Consider the following 19952-nt stretch of genomic DNA (forward strand, 5'->3'; position numbering starts at 1 on the left):
ACCGCACGGTCGACTACTGATCCGCCTCGTGATCGTCGAGTCCGCGCCGGAGCACGCGCTCGGGCACGTCGAGATGACGGGCGACGTCGCGCATCGGCATGTCGTCTGCGAGCAGCACCCGGGCGATCCGCAGCCGGCGACTGCTCAGTGTCTGACGGCTGCGGGACATCGCCTCGCGCGCCTCCCGACGGCGCCTCGTCGCGGCCAGACCCGCCTCGGCGTCGAGCGACCGCTCGTGACCGGCCAGCGCCGACGCCGTGCGGAAGAAGAACCGGCCCCAGGGGCCGATCTCGTCGATGCCGTCGTCGAGCGATCGGAAGGCGACACCGCGTTCGTCGAGCCCCGCCACGAGATCGAGCAGCGCGGCCACCGAGCCGCCCAGCCGGTCGAGCCGCGTGACGACGAAGACGTCGCCGTCGCGGAGCGAGGCCAGTGCGTCGCCCAGATAGGGCTGGCGCTCGCGACGCCCCGTGGCCCTGTCGATGTAGATGCGCTCGCACGCCGCCGCCTCGAGCACCGCCTGCTGCCGGTCGGGGGCCGGGTCGTCGTCCGAGATGCGCGCGTAGCCGATCACCGCCATGACGGACCCCTCTCAGAGACGAACGGCCCCGCCGAGGCGGGGCCGTGGTTCGGACGCGGTGCCGGTGGGCACCGCCGACGTGCGGATCAGGAGTAGGTGAGCGCGATGACCGCGACGTCGAGCGTGCGGTAGACGCCCTCAGCACGGGTCGCCGTGCGGACCCGACCCCGCAGGACCTCGAAGCGGCCCTCGGACTCGTGCACGAAGCCGATCACGCCGGCGGTGGGTGTGGACACACGGTGATACCCGTCGCCCAGGGGCACGATCTCTGCCCGGGACGTCTTCTCGAGAACGGCTCCCATGGTGTTCCTCCTCGCTCACCTCGGACCGACTCTGGTCCGATGAGGCGAGAGTACGCCCGTACCCCGTGAGTGGGGTACAGATCATCCGGAAAACGTCATGCGGGTGGCGGCTCGGCCACCACGACCACCCGTCGACGCGCCGTGACGGTGACCCCGACGCTCGCCGCCGTCACCAGCGACAGGGCGATCAGCTCGCGGGCGCCGAGCCCCTGACCGAGCACGACCAGTCCGGCGAGCGCGGCCATCGCGGGCCCGAGACTCGACAGCACGCCGAAGACCCGGGTGGGCAGTCGCCGCAGTGCGACCATCTCGAGCGCGTAGGGGACGGCCGACGTCGCGACGGCCACGACGAGGAAGACGCCGAGGAGGCGCGGGTCGGCCATCACGGCGGCGGTCGCGTCGGCCGCGCCGAACGGCACCACCACGACGGCGGCGACCAGCATCGAGACGGCCAGCCCGGAGAGCGAGTCGGCACGGCGCCCGAGGTTCGCGTTGGCGACGATGTACCCCGCCCAGAAGGCCCCGGCGCCGAGCGCGAGAACGATTCCCAGCGCGGGGATCGCGCCGCTCGAGTCGGAGCCGAGCACCACGACCCCGCCGAGGGCGAGCACCGCCCAGCCGGCGTCGAGCCAGCGTCGCGTCTGCACGAGGGCCACGACGAGCGGGCCGAGGAACTCGAGCGTGACGGCGACGCCGAGCGGGACGCCATCGATGGCGAGGTAGATGAGCGAGTTCATGCCGGCGAGCGCCAGACCGAGCAGGACGACGCCCAGCCACGTGCGGGTGTCCCAGCCGCGGACGCGGGGGCGGAAGACGGCGAGCAGGATGACGGCGCCGAAGGCGAGGCGGAGGGCCGCTGCGCCGAGTGGGCCGACGGCGTCGAAGTGGGTCCGGGCGAGGGCGGCGCCGAACTGCACCGAGACGATGGCCCCGACCGCGAGGACCGGGGCGGGGACGACGTCGAGGGGGGATCGACTCACGGCGGGGGTTCCTCACGGACGGACGGGGGCCTCGGGGGCCTGCGCCGCGGTGCGGCACTACGATCGTGGCATGTCCGACGCCCTGCCCGTGATCTCGTCGGTCGTCGAGATGTTCGGCTGGCTGGGGTTCATCGCGGGGACGCCGTTCTCGATCGCCGCCGCGGTCTCGAGACGCCGGGCCCGTCGGTACGAGAAGACCGTCGCCGTCGTCATCCCCGCTCCGGATTACGCGCGGGTCGCGACGGCGCGCTGGATGGACTCGTGGGGCGACCTGCACGAGACCCAGTTCGCCGACTACGCCATCGAGACGCCCGTGGAGACCGAGTTGACGGTCCATTACGACCCGCGCCGCCCCTCCTCGGTGCGGACGGACACCCCGCATGAGGACGGTCACGCGTTCCGTCTGGCCGGGGGCGTGCTGCTCTCGGTCGGCGCCGTGTGCGCTGCCGCCTCGGTCGCGCTGCTCTTCGTCGAGTGACGTCGGCGCGGCGCCCCCTCGACGCGGCGTGACCGCCCCAGGCCGTCGCCCGGGCGACGTGTCGGCGCCCGTCACTAGACTCGGCCCCATCATCGAGGGGAGAGTCGTGGGCGTCGTCGCACGGAGTGGTCGGATGGTGACGGGCATCGCACTGGCGGGTGCTCTGGCGCTCGGAGGGACGCTGGTCGGCGCCACGGCCGCGCAGGCGGTGGCGCCGGTGGATCTCGCCGGTGCCTACGTCGTCGACCAGGCCGACGTGCTGACCGACGCCGACGAGCAACGGGTCGAGCAGTCGCTCGACTCGCTCGCGGCCGAGAACGGCACGAACCTCTTCGTCGTGTACGTCGACTCGTTCACGTCGCCCTCCGACCGCGCCGCCTGGGGTCGGGCGACGGCCGAGCAGAATCAGCTGGGCGTCAACGACGTGCTGCTCTCCGTGGCGATCGACGACCGTCTGTACGACCTCTCGGTCGCCGACGGCTCGTCGATCACCGCCGCGGACCAGTCCGCCCTCGAGACCGACGTGCTCGTGCCCGAGCTGCGCGACGGCGACTGGGCCGGGGCGGCGACCTCGCTCGCCGACGCCATCGCGACGGACGGGTCGGGGTCGGGCGGCGACGACGGTTCGTCCGGAGGCGGCGACGCGACGTGGCTGCTCTGGACCCTGGGGGTGCTCGCCCTCGTCGTGATCGCCGTGGTCGTCGCCGTCGCGATCGCCCGCCGCCGCCGGCGCAGCCGCGCCTTCGCCGCGGCCCGCGCCGAGCAGGACGACATCGAGCGTCGGGCGGCGGGCCTGCTCGTCGCCCTCGACGACGAGATCACCGCCGGAGCCCAGGAGGTCGGCTTCGCCGCCGCCCAGTTCGGCGACCCGGCGGCCCGGCCGTTCGCCGAGGCCCTCGAATCGGCCCGATCGAGTGCGCGGGAGGCCTTCGAGCTCCGTCAACGACTGGACGACCACGTCCCCGACAGCCCCGAGCAACGGCGCGAGTGGACGCTGCGCATCGTCGAGCTCTGCGAGTCGGCCGGCACGGCGCTCGACGCGCAGTCCGACGCCTTCGACGAGATGCGACGAGCGGAGGACGACGCGCCCGCCGACGCCGCCGCGTTGACCGGGGCACGCGACGAGCGCCGGGCCCGGCTGGTCGAGACGCGCGAGACGCTCGCCGCGTTGTCGCGCACCTACTCCCCCACCGCGGTGGCCACCATCACCGGCAACGTCGATCAGGCCGAGCGTCTGCTCGAGTTCGTCGACGAGTGCGCCGAGGCCGCCCGCACCCACCTCTCGGCGGGCGAGACCGGTCAGGCCGTCGCCCGGATCCGAGCCGGGCGACAGGCGCTCGGGCAGGTCGACCAGCTCGCCGACGCCGTCGATCGCGCGGGAGACTCGCTCGCGACGGCTCAGAGCCGGATCGGCGCTCTGACGGCCGAGCTCCGCACCGATCTCGACACGGCCCGTGCCCTCGAGCCCGCGGCCGCTCCCCGCGGGGTGGACCTCGCGGCGACGGTCACGACGGTCGACGCCGCCCTCCGCTTCGCCGCGGAGAACCCCGCCGACCCCCTCGCCGTGCTCGCCCGGCTCGACGACGCCGACACCCGGGTCGACGCGGCCCTCGAGGCCGTCCGCGACGCCGAGACCGCTCGGCGTCGGGCCCAGGCAGCGCTCGATCAGGCCCTGCTGTCCGGGCGCAGTCGGATCAGCGCAGCCCGCGACTTCATCGAGACCCGCCGCGGTGCCGTCGGGCCCGGCGCCCGGACGCGCCTGTCGGAGGCCGAGCGGCATCTGGCCACCGCCGTCTCGCTCGCCACCGTCGACCGCGACGCCGCCCTGGGCGAGGCCCACCTGGCCAACCAGGCCGCCGAGGCGGCCTCCAGCGAGGCCGCGTCCGACGTGTCGTCGTACCAGCAGGGATCGCCGTTCGGCGGGGGCGGCGGCTTCGGCAGCGGTCGCGGGTCGGGCGGAGCGGATCTCGGCGGCATCGTCACCGGACTGATCATCGGCGGGCTCTTCAGCGGCGGGGGCGGCGGGGGCCGCGGCTTCGGGGGCGGCGGCGGCTTCGGCGGCCGCAGCGGCGGCTTCGGCGGGGGCGGTGGCGGCTTCGGCGGCGGTGGTGGCGGCGGCGGTAGGCGCTCCGGCGGCGGCCGGTTCTGACCCGCATCTCTCCAGACCAGACACGACTCACGACCCACGATCACCCACTCGAAAGGACCACCCCATGTCGAAGCAGTCAATCTTCGGTCGCATCGCCCAGCTGACGAGGGCGAACATCAACAGCCTCCTCGACCAGGCGGAGGACCCGAGCCTCATGCTCGATCAGCTGGTCCGCGACTACACGAGCAGCATCTCGGAGGCCGAGAGCGCCGTCGCTCAGACCATCGGCAACCTCCGTCTCATCGAGCAGGACCACGCCGAGGACGTCGCCGCCGCCGCCGACTGGGAGCGCAAGGCTCGCGCTGCGAGCGGGAAGGCCGACGAGCTGCGCGCCGGCGGCAACACGGTCGACGCCGACAAGTTCGACGCCCTGGCGAAGGTCGCCCTCGGCAAGCAGCTGTCGGCCGAGAAGGAGGCGAAGGACGCCGAACCGACCATCGCCTCGCAGACGCAGGTCGTCGACAAGCTGAAGACGGGTCTGACCCAGATGCGCGGCAAGCTCGACCAGCTGAGCAGCAAGCGCGACGAGCTGAACGCGCGGGCGAAGTCGGCCGAGGCGCAGTCGAGGGTCGCCGACGCCGTCAAGAGCATCGATCTGATGGACCCGACGAGCGAGATCAGCCGCTTCGAGGACAAGGTGCGACGCGAGGAGGCGAAGGTGCTCGGCCAGCAGGAGCTCGCGGCCTCCAGTCTCGACGCGCAGTTCGAGGGCCTCGAGGACCTCGATGAGCAGACCGAGATCGAGGCGCGCCTGGCCGCCCTCAAGCTCGGGGCATGACCGTCGGCACCGCGGGTGCGTCGAGCCCCTCGGGCGGGTCGCACGGGTCGGCGCCCGCAGCGCCGTCCGGTCGACTCGCCGGGATCGACGTCGCCCGCGGTGTCGCGGTGCTCGGCATGTTCGCCGCGCACATGTGGCCGCGGGAACTCCTCGACGAGCGCGTCTTCGACGGCCGCTCGGCGATCCTGTTCGCCACCCTCGCCGGGATCTCGCTCGGTCTCGTCTCCGGCGGTGCCCGCGCGACGCCGCCCGGTCGGCGGGCGAGGGTGTCCGCCTCGATCGCCATCCGGGCGGCGCTGCTCATCGTGCTCGGACTGCTGCTGCAGGCCTGGAACGTCTACGTGCTCGTGATCCTCCCCTACTACGGCGTGATGTTCCTCCTGCTGCTGGGCGTCCTCTGGCTGCCTCGGCGCCTCCTCGTCCCCCTCGCCGCGGTCGTCACCGTCGCGGCCCCGTTAGCGGCCACCCTGGTGCCGGTCGACCCGATCGGAGACACCACCCTCTCCGGCCTCCCCGGTCTCGCGGCGGACGCCCTGCTCGTGGGGGCCTACCCGGCCCTCGTGTGGCTGCCGTTCCTCATCGCGGGACTCGTCGCCGCCCGCAGCGACCTGGCCCGGCCGAAGACGGCGCGACTGCTGATCGTCGTCGGCGTCGTCGCCGCCGTCGTCGGCTACGGCGCGCGATTCCTGCCGGGGGCCGCCGCCGTCGCGGCTCTCGACCCCGCCGATCACGAGGGCATGCCGGCCGAGATCGTCGGCTCGGGCGGCGTCGCCCTCGCCGTCGTCGGGCTGCTGCTCGTGATCACCGGCGCGGCCCGACCCCACGGAGGCGCGACCCGCGTCGTCCGTGCGCTCCTCGCCCCGCTCGCCGCGACGGGCGCCCAGCCGCTGACCGTCTACACCCTGCATCTGCTCATCACGGCGCCGCTCTTCACCGCGTACCGGTCGACCGGAGGGTCGTACGGACTCCCCCTCGGCTGGCTCGTCGCGGCCGTGATCGGCACCCTCGTCTACGCGACCCTGTGGCGCCGGTTCGTCGGACGCGGTCCGCTCGAACGTCTGGTGACTCGGGCGAGCCGGCCCTGGGAGCCCCGGGAGGCCGCCCTCGCCCGCTGACCCGCGCCTCCTCGGGGCACGGCGTCGCCGCCTCCACAGCGCACCGGATCATCCGCCACGGCGCCCCCGGGCTGTGCCAGACTGACGCGCGTGAGGTTCGTCGTGGTTCCGCAGTGGCAGGGTTCTCCGTCGTCGAGGGCCATGCGGCTCGCCGAGGGCGCCTACGCGGTGCTCGGCGATCTGCCCGCGTCCGCCACGACCCTCGTCGAGGTGCCGGTCGGCGCCGGCGACTCGCTCGGCACCCCCGTGCACCGGCTCTCGTCGGTGCTGACCGTCGCCGACGCGCTGCAGCAGGAGCTCGCGACGGCGGACTCGCCCGCGCTCGTCGTCGGGGGCGACTGCGGCATCGAGCTCGGCGCCGTGCGGCATGCGCTCACCCCCTCGACGGCGGTCGTCTGGTTCGACGCCCACCCCGACCTGCACAGCCCCCGCAGCAGCGAGAGCGGCGCCTTCAGCGGCATGGTCCTCCGTGCCCTGACCGGCGACGTCGCCGACGACCTCCCGACCCTCGACCCGGCCGAGACGCCCCTCGACCCGAGCCGCATCGTGCTCGCCGGCGCCCGCACCTTCGACGACGCCGAAGACCGCTACGTCGAGAGCCGGCGCGTGACCACCATCTCGTCGCTCGACCTGTCGCCCGACGACGTCGTCGCCGCGGTCGCCGCTACCGGCGCCACCGAGGTGTACCTGCACGTCGACCTCGACGTGCTCGACCCGGGCACGCTCGACGGCCTGCTCGCCCCGCAGCCCTTCGGCATCGACCTCGCGACCCTGATCGCCACCATCACGGCCCTGAAGTCGCGCTTCACCCTGGTCGGCGCGGGGCTCTGCTCGTTCGCACCCGTCGACGCGGCCAGCGCATCGGACGACATGGGCACCATCCTCCGCATCGTCGGGGCGCTCTCGCGATGAGCGCCGCCGACGCGACGGGCGGCACCGCCGCCGCCGACCGCCCCCGGGTCAGCGTCGAACGTCGCGGCCACGTGCTCCTCATCGGGCTCGACCGACCCGAGAAGCGCAACGCGGCCGACCTGCGGATGCTGCGCGAGCTCTCGCTCGCCTACGGCCGCCTCGACCGCGACCCCGGGCTGCGCGTCGGTCTCGTCTTCGCCCACGGCGACCACTTCACCGCCGGGCTCGACCTCAGAGACGTCATGCCCGCCATGACGGACGCCGGGCTGGACATCGTCCCCGAGGGCGGTCTGCACCCGTGGCAGGTCGACGGCACCCCGCTGACGAAGCCCGTGGTCATGGCCGTGCAGGGCACCTGCCTGACCCTGGGGGTCGAACTGGCGCTGGCGAGCGACGTCGTCGTGGCCGACTCGTCGACGCGCTTCGGTCAGATCGAGGTCAGCAGAGCGATCCTGCCCTTCGGCGGCGCCACGACGCGACTCCCCCGCCGGGTCGGCTGGGGCGATGCGATGCGGTACCTGCTGACGGGCGATCTCTTCGACGCCGAGGAGGCGCGGCGCATCGGGCTCGTCCAGGAGGTCGTCCCCGAGGGGGCCGCCTTCGATCGGGCCCTCGCCCTGGCCGAGCGGATCGCCTCGCAGGCGCCGCTCGCGGTGCAGGCGACCCTGGCGAACGCGCGACTCGCGGTGCGCGAGGGCGAGGCGGCGGCCGAGGCGCGCCTCCAACCCGAACTGGTGCGGCTGCTGACCAGTGACGACGCCCGCGAGGGGCTCGCCGCCTTCACGGAGCGCCGCGAGGCGCGCTTCTCCGGCTACTGACCCGACCGGTACGGCGCGCGTGCGCACGACCGCCGCGCACGACCGGCGGCCCGGGAGCACGACGAAGCCCGCCCCCACGAGGGGAGCGGGCTTCGGGCGTGATGACGCGTCTTACTTGAAGACGTCTTTCACGTCTTCGCCGGTCTTCTTGGCACTCGCGGCGGTCTGGTCCTTCTGACCCTCGGCCTTGAGGCTGTCGTCGCCCTTGTGGTCGCCGATGGCCTCCTTCGCCTTGCCCGCGATGTCCTGAGCGGCGTTCTTGATCTTGTCGTCGAGTCCCATGAAGACCTCCTCTGCTTGGCGCGTCAGCGCGTGGTGAATGCACGGTATCGAGGACCCCGTCCACATCGACCGAACGCACATCCGGCGTTCAGGATCGCCGCGCGGAACGGCCAGGCCACGGCCGGACGGATGCTCGGGGGCGAGGACTACGGTCAGGGCATGACGACATATGACCTCATCGTGATAGGCGCCGGCGCAGTCGGCGAGAACGTGGCGGACTACGCCAAGCGCAAGGGGCTGTCGGTGGCCCTCGTCGAAGGGGAGCTCGTCGGCGGCGAGTGCTCCTACTGGGCGTGCATGCCGTCGAAGGCGCTGCTGCGCTCCACCGCGGTCGTGCGTGCGGCCCGGGCCGTCGACGGGGCGGCCCAGGCCGTGACCGGCGACGTCGACGTCGCCGCCGTCCTCCGCCGTCGCGACTCCTTCACGAGCGGCTGGGACGACTCGGGCCAGGCCGACTGGGTGTCGGGGGCCGGAATCGATCTCATCCGCGGTCATGCGACCATCACCGGCGTCAAGGAGGTCACGGTCGACGGCGTCGTCCACACCGCGACCCATGCCGTCGTCGCCGCCACCGGCTCGACCGCCCTGCTGCCCGACATCCCGGGCCTCGCCGAGGCCCGCCCGTGGACGAGCCGCGAGGCGACCAGCGCGAAGAGCATCCCGCAGAGCCTCGTCGTGATCGGCGGCGGCGTCGTGGCGACCGAGATGGCCACGGCCTACCAGGGGCTCGGCGCGACCGTCTCGCTCATCGCCCGCAGCGGCCTGCTCGGCGGCCAGGAGCCCTTCGCCGGCGAGCTCGTGGGCGACGGTCTGCGCGAGCTCGGAGTCGACCTCCGCCTGGGGGTCTCGCCGACGTCGGTCGTCCGCACCGAGCACGACACCGTCGAGGTCACCCTCGACGACGGGAGCACCATCGTCGCCGACGAGGTGCTCGTCGCGACCGGTCGCGTGCCCCGCACCTCCGACCTCGGTCTCGAGAACGTCGGCATCGAGCCGGGCGACTGGCTGCAGGTCGACGACACCCTCCTGGTGCACGGCACCGACTGGCTGTACGGGGTCGGCGACGTCAACCACCGCGCGCTCCTCACCCACCAGGGCAAGTACCAGGCCCGCGCGGCCGGCGAGGTCATCGCCGCCCGCGCGCAGGGCACCGAGCTCTCGACCGCGCCGTGGGGCACCCACGTGGCGACGGCCGACGACGCCGCCGTGCCGCAGGTCACCTTCACCGACCCCGAGGTCGCCAGCGTGGGCCTGACCGCCGAGGCTGCAGGCCGGCGCGGGCTCGACGTGCGCGTCGTCGACTACGACCTCGCCTCGGTCGCCGGGTCCGCCCTGCACTCCGACTCGTACGAGGGCCGGGCGCGGCTCGTCGTCGACGAGAGCCGCAAGGTGGTCGTCGGCGCCACGTTCGTCGGCCCGGACGTCAGCGATCTGCTGCACGCCGCGACGATCGCGGTCGTCGGCGAGGTGCCGATCGACCGCCTGTGGCACGCCGTGCCGTCGTACCCGACCGTGAGCGAGGTGTGGCTCCGGCTGCTCGACGTCTACGGGCGTCCGTGAGGGGCATCCTGCTCGACTCCCCCGTGTCGCGGCTGGGCTGCTCGTTCGCGACCCTGGTGGGGCTCGCCGTCGGCGTGCCCCTCAGCACCGGTCGCATCCGGGTGGTCGGCGACCTGATCGTCTGCCGGGGCCTGCCCCGGTGGGCCTTCCGTCGCGGCGGCACCTGCGTCGGACGGGTCTACCTGACCCGGCACAACGACGGCCCGCGGGTGCTCCGCCACGAGGCCGTGCACGTCACGCAGTGGCGCCGATACGGCATGCTGATGCCACTGATGTACTTCCTGGCCGGCAGCGACCCGCTGACGAACAGGTTCGAGATCGAGGCCGGCCTCGAGGAAGGCGGTTACCGATGACCCGCACCGTGATCATCACCGGAGCGAGCAGCGGTCTGGGACGCGAGGCCGCGAAGGCCCTGGCGAAGGGCGGCGCGGACCTCGCGATCGTCGGTCGCAACCCCGATCGCACGCGCGCCGTCGCCGACGAGGTGGGCGGCACGGCCTTCGTGGCCGACTTCGACCGGCTGGACGACGTCCGCTCGCTGGCGGCGCGCCTCCTCGAGAGGTACCCCCGCATCGACGTGCTCGCCAACAACGCCGGCGGCCTCGTCAACCCGCGGGGGCTGACGGCCGACGGGCACGAGCGGATCCTCCAGTCGAACCACCTCGCGCCGTTCCTGCTGACCCGCCTGCTGCTGCCCCGACTCATCGAGAGTCAGGCCAGGGTGATCTCGACGGCGAGCGTCGCGAACCTGTTCGGTCGTGTCCGCCTCGACGACCTCGACTGGGCGAAGCGCCCCTGGCTCGGCGGATGGCGTCAGTACGGCACGAGCAAGATCGAGACGATCCTGTTCATCCGCGAGCTGGCGAAGCGCACCGGTCTCGAGGCGTTCTCGTTCCACCCCGGCATCGTCAAGACCAACTTCGGCGCGGACTCGCCGATGTGGCGGATGGCCAACGTGCTGACGAACGGTCACTACGGCATCTCGGCCGCGGCCGGTGCGCTGCCCCTGATCCAGCTGGCGGGCCCCAGCACGGTCGGCGTGCCGAGCGGCACCTACTTCGACCAGCTGAAGCCGAACGGGCTGGTCGTGCCCCAGGCGAAGGACGACTCGCTCGCCGCCGCCCTGTGGGACCGCAGCTCGGAGATCGTCGGACTGCCGTCGGCGGTCTGAGGAGCGGTCAGAGTTCGGCTCGGCCGAGTCGCCAGTAGCCCATGAAGGCGACCTGGCGCCGGTCGATGCCGACCTCGGCGACGATGAACCGGCGGAGGGTCTTGATGGCCGCGGCCTCGCCCGCGAGCCAGGCGTAGAGCTCGCCTTCGAGGGCCTGCCCCGGTAGTGCCGCGCCCTGAGGGACATCCCACAGGATGTCGTGGTCGACGTCGACCTCGTCGACCTCGACCCCGTGGTGCCAGGCGGCGACGTAGCGCTTCGTCCAGCCGCGGACAGCGTCGATCAGCAGGGCGCCGTGCTCGGCGCCCGACGTCGATCGGGGCAGCCAGTGGACGCTCACCCCGTCCGGCGCCACGAGCGTGAGGGCGTCGTCGGCGGTCGGCACCTCGAGGAACACGCAGCCCCGCGCGTCGGAGGGCAGACTCTCGACGATGGACGACACCGCCGGTACGGCCGTCTCGTCGCCGGCGATCAGGACCGAGGAGGCGCCCCGCGGGTTCCACTCGACCCCGCTGCCCGTCACGCCGCTGGTGGCGTCGGGCCCCACGAGCATCGCATCGTCGCCGACAGAGACCTCGGCCAGCCAGGCGGCCGCGGGCCCGCCGTCGGCGTGCACGACGAAGTCGACGTCGACCTCGCCGAGCTCGGGGCGGACGGCACGGGCGGTGTACGTGCGGAACGGGTTGCGCTCGTGATCGGGCAGCGCCCGCCACCCGCCCCACCAGTCGCCAGACGGGAAGGTGTCGAAGCCGGTGGCCTGGAGCGGGAGGACGACCTTGATGCGCTGATCGAGACCGTCGGCGCCGAAGTCGACGAGATCTGGCCCCGCGAAGGTCAGCCGGACGAACGACGGAGAGAGCTGGACCCGTCGCACGATGCGGGCCCGGTAGGGACGATGCGCCGGCTTGGAGGCGGCCTCGGGTACGACGACATCGCCTTCGACGGTCACGGGCGAGGCGTCGAGTGAGGAAGTAAGCACACCCTAAGTATGGCATGCCTTACCTGAGCGGCGACAGGCCCCGGGGAGGAGGTCAGAGCGCGACGGCCCCGTCGACCGCGTGGAAGACGCGGTGCAGATCGTGGCGCAGGTCGTAGGCGAACGACGGAGGCCCGGCGATCCAGATCACGTGCTCGCCCCCGACGAGCGACTCGGTGTCGACGTACATCTCGGCGAGCCAGGCCCGGACGGCGCGTTCGAGCGCCTCGCCGCGGTCGCACGACCGGCCGGAGCCGGGCGCACCCGACCGGCGATCGCGGGCGAGCCAGGTGACGGACACCCGGCCGGGCGAGGCGAGCGGCACGATCTGGCTGCTGTCGTCGACCTCGACGAAGACCTGCCCCCTGGCGCAGAGCGGCAGGGCCGCCAGCATGCCGCGGAGGTGGTCGATCGACGTGGCGTCGCCGGCGAACAGCACGCGCGTGGCGTCGTGCTGCAGGGGCGGGTCGCTGTATTCGAGGAACATCTCGGAATCAGTATAGGTAAGCCTCACCTATCTCGCGACGCGTCCACCTGATTCACACCCTGGTGGTAGGTTCTGACGCGTCCGCGAGTCCGTCAGCGACCCGCGGCGAGGGGCCGCGCCGTGTCCGACAGCACCACGGTGGCGGATCGTGACGACCGTTCCGCCAGCGACCGGAGATCCCCCGCAGCAGAGCCGAGACCACCTCGGCATCCTTCGCCGGGGCATCGACGCCCCGGCCCTCCCCCGGAAGGCCCCTCCGCGTGCGCACCCTGCCCCTCCTCGCCGCCGTCACCGCTCTCGTGCTCGTCACCGCCGGCTGCTCGTCGTCCACCGACTCCGACCGGTCCGGCGCACCCGACCCGGACGCCACGGTGACCGTCGGTCTCGTCCTCGAGCCGACCGACCTCGACATCCGGCGGACCGCGGGCATCGCCCTCGACCAGGTGCTGATCGACAACGTCTACCAGGGTCTCGTCGGCCGCACGCAGGACAACGAGATCGTCGACGTCCTCGCCTCCTCGCACGAGGTGAGCGACGACGGACTGACCTACACCTTCACCCTCGCCGAGGGAGTGACCTTCCACGACGGGGCCGCGCTGACGGCGGAGGACGTCGTCTGGTCGCTGCAGCAGGTCGCCGACGACGACACGCTCGCGAACCACGGCGACCTGGACGCCGTCGAGACGATCGCCTCCCCCGACGCCTCGACGATCGTCCTCACACTGTCGCGCCCCGACTCGGCGCTCCTGTTCTCCCTCACCGGTCGTGCCGGTCTCGTGCTCGAGCAGGCCGCCGACAACGACCTGTCGACGACGGCGAACGGGACGGGCCCGTTCACGCTCGAGAGCTGGACCCAGGGCGACAACCTCCGTCTCAGCCGCAACGACGACTACTGGGGGACGCCCGCCGGGGTGGGCGGCGTCGACTTCCGGTACATCCCCGACCCCTCCGCCCGGATCAACGCCTCGATCTCGGGTGAGATCGACGTGCAGACCGCGGTGGACGCCACCCTCCGCAGCCAGCTCGACGGGATCGACGGCCTCACGGTCGACGAGGGGAAGACGACCGACAAGTACACGCTCGCCTTCAACAACGCCGTCGAGCCGTTCACCGACCCCCGCGTGCGCAAGGCCATCCGGCTCGCGGTCGACAACGACGCGCTGATCGCGGCGACCGGCGGGTCGGCGGTCGACCAGGGCGGACCGATCCCCGAGCTCGACCCCGGGTACCGCGACCTGACGGACGTCGACGCGTACGACCCCGACGCCGCCCGGGCACTGCTCGACGAGGCGGGGCTGTCCGACCTCGACCTGACCCTCGAGTACGCGAACGTCTACCCGACGGCCATCGGCGACGTCCTGACCACACAGCTGAAGGCCGTCGGCATCACGCTGACGGTCGACCAGGTCGACTTCTCGACCTGGCTGACCGACGTCTTCGTCGCCCCGTCCGACGGCTCGCCCCGTGACTTCCAGCTGAGCATGGTCAACCACGCCGAGACCCACGACTTCGGCAACTGGGCCGACCCCGACTACTACTTCGGCTACGACTCCCCCGCCGTCCAGGAGCTCTACGCGGCTTCTCTCGCCGCGACCGACCCGGCCGACGCCGACGCCGCCCTCGCCGAGGCCGCCGAGATCGTCTCCGCCGACGCGCCCGCCGAGTGGCTGTACACGTCGACGACCCTCACCGCCGTGCGCGACGGCGTCACCGGGTTCCCGACCTCGTCGACGACCACCCGTCTCGACCTGTCCGACCTGGCCGCGACGGAGTGATCCGATTCACGGCGGGTCGACTCGTCCTCTTCGCGCTGGGGCTGGTCGTCGCGAGCGTCCTGATCTTCGCCACCCTGCGCCTCCTGCCGGGTGACGTGGCCCAGGTCATCGCCGGGACGACCGGCTCGCCCGCCCAGGTCGCCGCGCTCCGCACCGAGCTCGGCCTCGACCGGTCGATCGTCTCGCAGTACCTGGACTGGGCCGGCGGACTGCTGCGACTCGACCTCGGCCGCTCGCTCGTGACGGGCACCCCGGTCGGCGACGAGATCGCCGACAAGCTGGCCGTCACGCTGCCGCTCGCCGGCCTGTCGCTCGTGATCGGCCTGGTGATCGGGGTGCCCCTGGGCGTGCTCGCCGCGCTCCGCCGGCGTCGCCCGCTCGGCACCGCCGTGTCGGTCGGCGCCCAGGTGCTGGCCGCCGTTCCGGCGGTCTGGGCGGGCATGCTCCTGATCGCGCTCGTCGCCGTCACCCTGCGCTGGCTGCCCACGCAGGGGTTCCCGATCGACGGGTGGTCGGACCCCGCGGCGGCTCTGAGATCGCTCGTGCTGCCCGCCGTGACGATCGGCCTCGTCGAGGGCGCCGTGCTGCTTCGCTTCACCCGGTCCGCCGCGCTCGGGGCGCTCGACGCCGACTACGTCCGCGCCGCCGCGGCCAAGGGCATGACCCGCGACCGGGCCCTCGTGCGCCACGGACTGCCGAACGTCATGCTGAGCGTCGTCAGCGTGCTCGGCATCCAGGTGGCCGGCCTCGTGGTCGGCGCCGTGCTCGTCGAGCAGCTCTTCAGCCTGCCCGGCGTCGGTCGCATGCTCGTCGCCGACGTCGGGCGCCGCGATCTGACCAAGGTGCAGGGCGAGCTGATGACCCTGACCGCGATCGTCCTCGCCGTCGGCTTCGTCGTGGACGTCGTGCACCGCAGCGTCGACCCCCGATCACGGGAGCGCGGCGAATGAGGCGCGGGTCGTGGCTGCGGGCCGTGGTCGGCTCGCCGACGGGCGCGTTCGGCGTCGGCTGGCTCGCGCTCGTCGCGATCGCGGCGGTCGCGAGTCCGTTCTGGACCCCGCTCGATCCGTTCGCGACCGATCCGTACGCGGCCTGGGCGCCGCCCTCGACCGAGCACCTGTTCGGCACGGACTCCGTCGGTCGCGACGTCTTCAGCTACGTCGCCCGCGCGTCGACGACGACCGCGCTCGTCGCCCTGGCCTCCGGCGCCACCGCCCTCGTCGTCGGGGTCCTCCTCGCCGTCCTCGGCTCGCTGACCCCGCGGTGGGCGAGGGACTCCGTCGCGGTGCTGATCGACGTGCTCGTCGCGTTCCCCACCATCCTCATCGCGATGGCCCTCGCGGCGGCCTTCGGCGGATCGCTCGGCGTCGTCGTCATCGCCGCGGGCACGGGCTACGGCGTGAACATCGCCCGCGTCTCGCGCGCCGAGATCCGGCGCGTGGGGCGGGAGGACTACGTGCTCGCCGCCCGAGCCGCGGGCGTCGGCGCCCTGGGCGTCGTCGCCCGGCACGTGCTGCCGAACGTCGCTCCGCTCTTCGCCGTGCAGCTCTCGCTGGCCATGGCGACCTCGATCCTGGCCGAGGCGGGGCTGTCGTTCCTCGGCTACGGCGCGTCCGCCGAGACCGCGTCGTGGGGGCGCCTCCTGAGCGATCTGCAGAAGTTCATCGGGGTGCACCCCTGGAGCATCGTCTGGCCGGGCGCCGCCATCACCCTGACCGTGCTCGCCTTCAACCTGCTCGGCGACGCCGTCCGTGACGCCGGCGACCCGCGCCTCCGACCGCGTGCGGCGACGCCCGCCGACCGACCGGGGGTCGTCTCGTGAGCCTCTCCATCGACGACCTGCACGTCGACCTCGGCGGCCGGCCCGTGCTGGACGGCGTGTCGCTGTCGATCGGCGACGGCGAGCGTCTCGGGCTGATCGGCGAGTCCGGCTCGGGCAAGTCGATGACCCTGCTCGCCGTGCTCGGGCTGCTGCCCGACGCCGCGACCGTGCGCGGCAGCATCCGACTCGACGACCGCGAGCTGGTCGGCCTGTCCGACCGCGACCACGCGCCGCTGCGGGGCGCGGAGATCGGCGTCGTCTTCCAGGATCCGCGCACCTCCCTCGACCCGATCCGCACCATCGGCAGCCAGATCGCCGAGCCGCTCCGTCTGCACGAGGGCATCGGGCGCCGCGAGGCCCGCGCCCGGGCGATCGAGGCCGCGGCCGAGGTGGGCCTGCCCGACCCGGCCGGCATCGTCGACCGCTACCCGCACCAGCTGTCGGGCGGCCAGCGCCAGCGCGTCGTGATCGCGACGGCCCTGATCGCCCGCCCGCGCCTCCTGCTGGCCGACGAGCCGACCACGGCGCTCGACGTCTCGACGCAGGCCGAGGTGCTCGACCTGTTCCGCCGCCTGGTCGACGAACGCGGCACCTCGCTGCTGTTCGTCACCCACGATCTGGCCGTGCTGCGCCGCGTCGTCGAGCACGCGGCGGTGCTGTCGGCCGGCCGCCTCGTCGAGCAGGGTCCCGTGCGCGAGCTGCTGACCCGGCCCGCCCACCCCGTGACCCGCGGGCTCGTGGCGGCGTCGGAGGCGACCACCTGGAGGACGACGTGACCGTCGACGACCCGACCCGCGCCTCCTCGGCTCCGCTGCTGACCGGTCGCGGTCTGACCCGGACCTACCGGCTGCCGCGGCCCTCGCCGTTCCAGCCGGGCGCCGTGCGGCACGCCCTCATCGACGCCGACCTCGACGTCGCCGCCGGCGAGAGCGTGGCGCTGATCGGCGAGTCGGGCAGCGGCAAGAGCACGCTCGTCAAGCTGCTGCTCGCGCTCGACGCGCCCACCGCGGGGTCCGTCACGTTCGACGGGCGCCCGGTGCGACCGGGTCGGGCGGCGGCGCTCCGCTGGTTCCGCCGCGACACGGGCGTCGTGCTGCAGGACCCGTACAGCTCGCTCGACCCCCGCATGCGGATCCGCGACACGGTGGCCGAGCCGCTGCGGGCGCTGTCGATCGACGGCGACCACCGGGCGCTCGTCGACGAGATGCTCGGACGGGTCGGACTCACCCGTGAGCACGGCGACGGCTACCCGCACGAGCTGAGCGGAGGGCAGCGGCAGCGCGTCGCGGTGGCCCGGGCAGTCGTGCACCGCCCCCGGCTGCTCGTCGGCGACGAGCCGATGAGCGCCCTCGACGTCACCGTGCGGGCGCAGATCCTCGCCCTGCTGCGCGAGCTCCGCGACGACCTCGGGCTCTCGCTGCTCACCGTGTCGCACGACATCGGACTCGTGCAGCATCTCGCCGACCGGGTCGCCGTGCTGCACGAAGGGCGCATCGTCGAGCAGGGGGCCGTCGACGACGTGCTGCGGAACCCGCGGCACGCCTACACGCAGAGCCTCATGGCGTCGGTGCCGACGCTCGACTGAGCGGCGCCGGTCACCACCCGGGCGGGTGCCGACGCTGCCACCGCAGACGCCGTTCGAGCTGCGTGCCGAGGGCGAACAGGACGTCCTCACGACCCGGACGGCCGATCAGCTGCACGCCCGCCGGCTGCCCGTCGATCTCGCCCACGGGCAGGGTGATGGCCGGCAGCCCCGCGACGTTGACGAACGACGTGAACGGCGAGTAGAGGCACTGCTGCTCGAAGTTGCGCTCGGCGTCGACGTCGTCGTACCAGCCGATCGGACGCGGCAGCAGGGCGAGCGTCGGCGTCAGCACGGCGTCGTACGGAGCGAAGCTCTCGATGACCGTGCGCTCGAAGGCGGTCAGCCCGACGAGGGTCGCGGCCAGCTCGCGCGCGGTCACCCGACGCCCCTGCTCGACCAGCCAGCGGGTGATCGGCTCGAGCCGCCCCAGCTCGGCCTCGGTCTCGGCGGGGATGCCCGCGGCCCCGGCCTGCCACAGGGTGCGGAAGAGCGTCGGGTAGTCCGAGCCCGGCATCGTGGTCTCGTCGACGCCGTGCCCGAGGTCCGCGAGCAGATCGGCCGTGTGACGGACGACGCCGAGGAGGCGCGGGTCGACCCAGACGTCGAACGCGTCGTCCCACGGGCTGGTCGTCATCACCGCCACCTGGAAGCGTCCCTCGCCGCGCAGCGCCGTGCCGAGGTAGGCCCCGTCGGGCGACGGCGGAGCGTGCAGCGCCTGCCCGTGCCGCGGCGGGCGGCCGTCGGGCGAGACCATGGCGTCGAGCAGCATCGCGGCGTCGGCGACCGTCCGGGCGAGAGGTCCGCCGACGGCCAGCCCGCCGAGACTGGACAGCCCCGACTGCGACGGGACGCGCCCCCGCGAGGGCTTCAGGCCGACGAGACCGGTCGCCGCCGCCGGGATGCGGATGCTGCCGCCGCCGTCGGACCCCGGGGCGAAGGGCAGCAGGCCCGCCGCGACGGCCGCCGCGGCCCCGCCGCTCGAACCGCCCGCGCCGGTCTCGGGGCGCCAGGGGTTGCGGGTCGGGGGCCCGATCAGCGTCTCGGTGTAGGCCGTCAGCCCGTACTCGGGGGTGGCCGTCTTGCCGAGGCTGACGCCACCCGCCTCGTCGAGCACGTCGACGATCTCCGACGACGTCGTCGGCACCCTCCCGTCGGCCAGGCGCGAGCCCGACCGGGTGGGCACCCCGGCCCGGTCGGTGAGGTCCTTGTCGGCGAACGGGAGGCCCCAGAGCGGCGCGGCCGTCGGCCCCTCCCGGGTCAGCCGGTCGGCGCGAGCGCGGGCGGCGTCGGCCGTGACCGTCGTGAAGGCGCCGATCCCGGGGCGGCCGCCGCCTGCGGGGTCACCGGTGCCGCCGCCGTCGAGGCGCTCGATCCGCTCGAGGTAGTGGTCGGTCAGCTCGCGCGGCGTGACCCTGCCGTGCCGCAGCTGGTTCCACTGCTCGTGGGCGGTGAGGTCGTGGAGATCGGGCATCCGTCGAGCCTAGGCCTGGCCGCGCCTCCTCGACTCCCCCGGGTCGGACCGCCCGAGCTCGTGCCGAGCCGGGCCGCGCCCTCGCTCAGCGCCCGAAGCGTCCGCGTCGCTTCTTCAACGACTTCTGCATCGTGATGGTGCCGAGCCACCGCCCGAACTTGAAGCCCACCCGGCCCATGCGCCCGACCTCGACGAAGCCGAGTCGGGCGTGCAGGGCCACCGACGCCTCGGCGTTCTTGTCGGCGATGACGGCGACCATCTCGCGGATCCCGGCGTCGCGGCACACGTCGACGAGCGCCTCCAACAGCCCCGCACCGAGCCCCTTGCCCGTCGATGCGGCCCGCAGGTAGATCGAGGTCTCGACGGTGTAGCGATAGGCGGCCTTGCCGCCCCAGGGCGAGGCCAGCGCGTAGCCGAGCACCTCGCCGCTCGGGTTGACCGCCACGAGGAACGGCATGCCGAGCGACGTGACGAACGAGAACTTGCGCCGCCACTCGGCCAGCGTCATGGCGTCCTCGTCGAAGGTGACCGACGAGTTCGCGACGTAGTGGTTGTAGATCTCGCGCACGTAGGGCAGATCGGCGGGGGCGGCCGCACGCACCTCGAACCGGAACGCGGGCTCGACGGGCGCCGGCGCCTGCAGGGCGCGGGGCAGGCGACGACGGGGCTGGTATTCCTCTTCGAGCACGGTGCCACTCTGCCATGCGGGTG

General features: G+C 73.3%; 22 protein-coding genes. 14 read left to right on the plus strand and 8 right to left on the minus strand.

Annotated elements, in window-relative coordinates; translation table 11 throughout:
• Positions 1 to 13: 13 nt before the first annotated feature.
• The 3 genes from ACZZY9_RS02930 to ACZZY9_RS02940 all read right to left on the minus strand — a co-directional run bounded on the left by ACZZY9_RS02930 (position 14) and on the right by ACZZY9_RS02940 (position 1862).
• Positions 14 to 580 carry a recombinase family protein gene (locus ACZZY9_RS02930; RefSeq protein ID WP_463462917.1) on the minus strand — a complete coding sequence of 189 codons (567 nt, stop codon included), beginning with the start codon at positions 578 to 580 and terminating at the stop codon, positions 14 to 16.
• Between the two features lie 86 nt (positions 581 to 666).
• Positions 667 to 882, minus strand: coding sequence for a hypothetical protein (locus ACZZY9_RS02935; protein ID WP_463462918.1), 216 nt, complete (start codon positions 880 to 882; stop codon positions 667 to 669).
• Between the two features lie 95 nt (positions 883 to 977).
• Positions 978 to 1862, minus strand: coding sequence for an EamA family transporter (locus ACZZY9_RS02940; protein ID WP_463462919.1), 885 nt, complete (start codon positions 1860 to 1862; stop codon positions 978 to 980).
• 70 nt (positions 1863 to 1932) lie between these two features.
• On the opposite strand from ACZZY9_RS02940, the gene ACZZY9_RS02945 reads away from it, so the two are divergent.
• The 6 genes from ACZZY9_RS02945 to ACZZY9_RS02970 all read left to right on the plus strand — a co-directional run bounded on the left by ACZZY9_RS02945 (position 1933) and on the right by ACZZY9_RS02970 (position 8112).
• Positions 1933 to 2340: a hypothetical protein gene (locus tag ACZZY9_RS02945; RefSeq protein WP_463462920.1), complete on the plus strand. Its 408-nt coding sequence runs from the start codon at positions 1933 to 1935 to the stop codon at positions 2338 to 2340.
• A gap of 106 nt (positions 2341 to 2446) precedes the next feature.
• Positions 2447 to 4489 (plus strand): TPM domain-containing protein, encoded by a 2043-nt coding sequence (locus ACZZY9_RS02950; RefSeq protein WP_463462921.1) that lies wholly within the window; start codon positions 2447 to 2449, stop codon positions 4487 to 4489.
• A gap of 64 nt (positions 4490 to 4553) precedes the next feature.
• The gene (locus tag ACZZY9_RS02955; protein WP_243214218.1) at positions 4554 to 5267 is read left to right on the plus strand and encodes a PspA/IM30 family protein; all 714 of its coding nucleotides are present in this window, start codon (positions 4554 to 4556) and stop codon (positions 5265 to 5267) included.
• Positions 5264 to 6382 (plus strand): DUF418 domain-containing protein, encoded by a 1119-nt coding sequence (locus ACZZY9_RS02960; RefSeq protein ID WP_463462922.1) that lies wholly within the window; start codon positions 5264 to 5266, stop codon positions 6380 to 6382. Before ACZZY9_RS02955 ends, ACZZY9_RS02960 begins: the two co-directional genes overlap by 4 nt.
• 90 nt (positions 6383 to 6472) lie before the next feature.
• Positions 6473 to 7294: an arginase family protein gene (locus ACZZY9_RS02965; RefSeq protein ID WP_463462923.1), complete on the plus strand. Its 822-nt coding sequence runs from the start codon at positions 6473 to 6475 to the stop codon at positions 7292 to 7294.
• The gene (locus tag ACZZY9_RS02970) at positions 7291 to 8112 is read left to right on the plus strand and encodes a crotonase/enoyl-CoA hydratase family protein (protein ID WP_463462924.1); all 822 of its coding nucleotides are present in this window, start codon (positions 7291 to 7293) and stop codon (positions 8110 to 8112) included. The genes ACZZY9_RS02965 and ACZZY9_RS02970 overlap by 4 nt, the downstream gene beginning before the upstream one ends.
• A 111-nt stretch (positions 8113 to 8223) precedes the next feature.
• On the opposite strand, the gene ACZZY9_RS02975 is transcribed toward ACZZY9_RS02970, so the two are convergent.
• Entirely contained in the window at positions 8224 to 8394 is a 171-nt protein-coding gene (locus tag ACZZY9_RS02975; RefSeq protein WP_320478222.1) for a CsbD family protein, read from the minus strand.
• Between the two features lie 159 nt (positions 8395 to 8553).
• Here ACZZY9_RS02975 and ACZZY9_RS02980 point away from each other — a divergent pair, with 159 nt between their 5' ends.
• The 3 genes from ACZZY9_RS02980 to ACZZY9_RS02990 are packed head-to-tail and all read left to right on the plus strand — an operon-like array spanning position 8554 to position 11125.
• Positions 8554 to 9954: a dihydrolipoyl dehydrogenase family protein gene (locus ACZZY9_RS02980; RefSeq protein ID WP_463462925.1), complete on the plus strand. Its 1401-nt coding sequence runs from the start codon at positions 8554 to 8556 to the stop codon at positions 9952 to 9954.
• Positions 9918 to 10307 carry a Fe-S oxidoreductase gene (locus tag ACZZY9_RS02985; protein WP_463462926.1) on the plus strand — a complete coding sequence of 130 codons (390 nt, stop codon included), beginning with the start codon at positions 9918 to 9920 and terminating at the stop codon, positions 10305 to 10307. Before ACZZY9_RS02980 ends, ACZZY9_RS02985 begins: the two co-directional genes overlap by 37 nt.
• Positions 10304 to 11125 carry an SDR family NAD(P)-dependent oxidoreductase gene (locus ACZZY9_RS02990; RefSeq protein WP_463462927.1) on the plus strand — a complete coding sequence of 274 codons (822 nt, stop codon included), beginning with the start codon at positions 10304 to 10306 and terminating at the stop codon, positions 11123 to 11125. The genes ACZZY9_RS02985 and ACZZY9_RS02990 overlap by 4 nt, the downstream gene beginning before the upstream one ends.
• A 7-nt stretch (positions 11126 to 11132) precedes the next feature.
• Here ACZZY9_RS02990 and ACZZY9_RS02995 read toward each other — a convergent pair whose 3' ends face one another.
• Both ACZZY9_RS02995 and ACZZY9_RS03000 read right to left on the minus strand, forming a co-directional pair.
• Positions 11133 to 12104: a siderophore-interacting protein gene (locus tag ACZZY9_RS02995; RefSeq protein WP_463462928.1), complete on the minus strand. Its 972-nt coding sequence runs from the start codon at positions 12102 to 12104 to the stop codon at positions 11133 to 11135.
• A 52-nt stretch (positions 12105 to 12156) separates the two neighbouring features.
• Positions 12157 to 12588, minus strand: a complete 432-nt coding sequence (locus tag ACZZY9_RS03000) for an SIP domain-containing protein (RefSeq protein WP_192058173.1) — start codon at positions 12586 to 12588, stop codon at positions 12157 to 12159.
• 260 nt (positions 12589 to 12848) lie between these two features.
• Between ACZZY9_RS03000 and ACZZY9_RS03005 the strand changes: the two genes are divergently transcribed.
• The 5 genes from ACZZY9_RS03005 to ACZZY9_RS03025 are packed head-to-tail and all read left to right on the plus strand — an operon-like array spanning position 12849 to position 17770.
• Complete coding sequence (locus ACZZY9_RS03005) at positions 12849 to 14363, plus strand: ABC transporter substrate-binding protein (RefSeq protein WP_463462929.1); 1515 nt, start codon at positions 12849 to 12851, stop codon at positions 14361 to 14363.
• Complete coding sequence (locus ACZZY9_RS03010; protein WP_463462930.1) at positions 14360 to 15313, plus strand: ABC transporter permease; 954 nt, start codon at positions 14360 to 14362, stop codon at positions 15311 to 15313. The genes ACZZY9_RS03005 and ACZZY9_RS03010 overlap by 4 nt, the downstream gene beginning before the upstream one ends.
• Entirely contained in the window at positions 15310 to 16185 is an 876-nt protein-coding gene (locus ACZZY9_RS03015) for an ABC transporter permease (protein ID WP_463462931.1), read from the plus strand. The genes ACZZY9_RS03010 and ACZZY9_RS03015 overlap by 4 nt, the downstream gene beginning before the upstream one ends.
• Positions 16182 to 16961, plus strand: a complete 780-nt coding sequence (locus ACZZY9_RS03020) for an ABC transporter ATP-binding protein (protein WP_463462932.1) — start codon at positions 16182 to 16184, stop codon at positions 16959 to 16961. The genes ACZZY9_RS03015 and ACZZY9_RS03020 overlap by 4 nt, the downstream gene beginning before the upstream one ends.
• Complete coding sequence (locus ACZZY9_RS03025; RefSeq protein ID WP_463462933.1) at positions 16958 to 17770, plus strand: ABC transporter ATP-binding protein; 813 nt, start codon at positions 16958 to 16960, stop codon at positions 17768 to 17770. The genes ACZZY9_RS03020 and ACZZY9_RS03025 overlap by 4 nt, the downstream gene beginning before the upstream one ends.
• Before the next feature lie 10 nt (positions 17771 to 17780).
• Here ACZZY9_RS03025 and ACZZY9_RS03030 read toward each other — a convergent pair whose 3' ends face one another.
• The gene (locus tag ACZZY9_RS03030) at positions 17781 to 19241 is read right to left on the minus strand and encodes an amidase (RefSeq protein ID WP_463462934.1); all 1461 of its coding nucleotides are present in this window, start codon (positions 19239 to 19241) and stop codon (positions 17781 to 17783) included.
• An 85-nt stretch (positions 19242 to 19326) separates the two neighbouring features.
• On the minus strand, positions 19327 to 19929 hold the full coding sequence (locus ACZZY9_RS03035; protein WP_463462935.1) for an N-acetyltransferase family protein: 603 nt from the start codon (positions 19927 to 19929) through the stop codon (positions 19327 to 19329).
• Positions 19930 to 19952 lie beyond the last annotated feature (23 nt).

It is taken from the genome of Frigoribacterium sp. AC394, from assembly GCF_979258095.1.

Excerpts from the sequence above, each read along its gene's own strand:
- ACZZY9_RS02970 (WP_463462924.1), top strand. The coding sequence starts at position 7,291 with ATGAGCGCCGCCGACGCGACGGGCGGCACCGCCGCCGCCGACCGCCCC.
- ACZZY9_RS03000 (WP_192058173.1), bottom strand. The coding sequence starts at position 12,588 with ATGTTCCTCGAATACAGCGACCCGCCCCTGCAGCACGACGCCACGCGC.
- ACZZY9_RS02990 (WP_463462927.1), top strand. The coding sequence starts at position 10,304 with ATGACCCGCACCGTGATCATCACCGGAGCGAGCAGCGGTCTGGGACGC.
- ACZZY9_RS02945 (WP_463462920.1), top strand. The coding sequence starts at position 1,933 with ATGTCCGACGCCCTGCCCGTGATCTCGTCGGTCGTCGAGATGTTCGGC.
- ACZZY9_RS03015 (WP_463462931.1), top strand. The coding sequence starts at position 15,310 with ATGAGGCGCGGGTCGTGGCTGCGGGCCGTGGTCGGCTCGCCGACGGGC.
- ACZZY9_RS02935 (WP_463462918.1), bottom strand. The coding sequence starts at position 882 with ATGGGAGCCGTTCTCGAGAAGACGTCCCGGGCAGAGATCGTGCCCCTG.
- ACZZY9_RS02980 (WP_463462925.1), top strand. The coding sequence starts at position 8,554 with ATGACGACATATGACCTCATCGTGATAGGCGCCGGCGCAGTCGGCGAG.
- ACZZY9_RS02930 (WP_463462917.1), bottom strand. The coding sequence starts at position 580 with ATGGCGGTGATCGGCTACGCGCGCATCTCGGACGACGACCCGGCCCCC.
- ACZZY9_RS02960 (WP_463462922.1), top strand. The coding sequence starts at position 5,264 with ATGACCGTCGGCACCGCGGGTGCGTCGAGCCCCTCGGGCGGGTCGCAC.
- ACZZY9_RS03030 (WP_463462934.1), bottom strand. The coding sequence starts at position 19,241 with ATGCCCGATCTCCACGACCTCACCGCCCACGAGCAGTGGAACCAGCTG.
- ACZZY9_RS02955 (WP_243214218.1), top strand. The coding sequence starts at position 4,554 with ATGTCGAAGCAGTCAATCTTCGGTCGCATCGCCCAGCTGACGAGGGCG.
- ACZZY9_RS02975 (WP_320478222.1), bottom strand. The coding sequence starts at position 8,394 with ATGGGACTCGACGACAAGATCAAGAACGCCGCTCAGGACATCGCGGGC.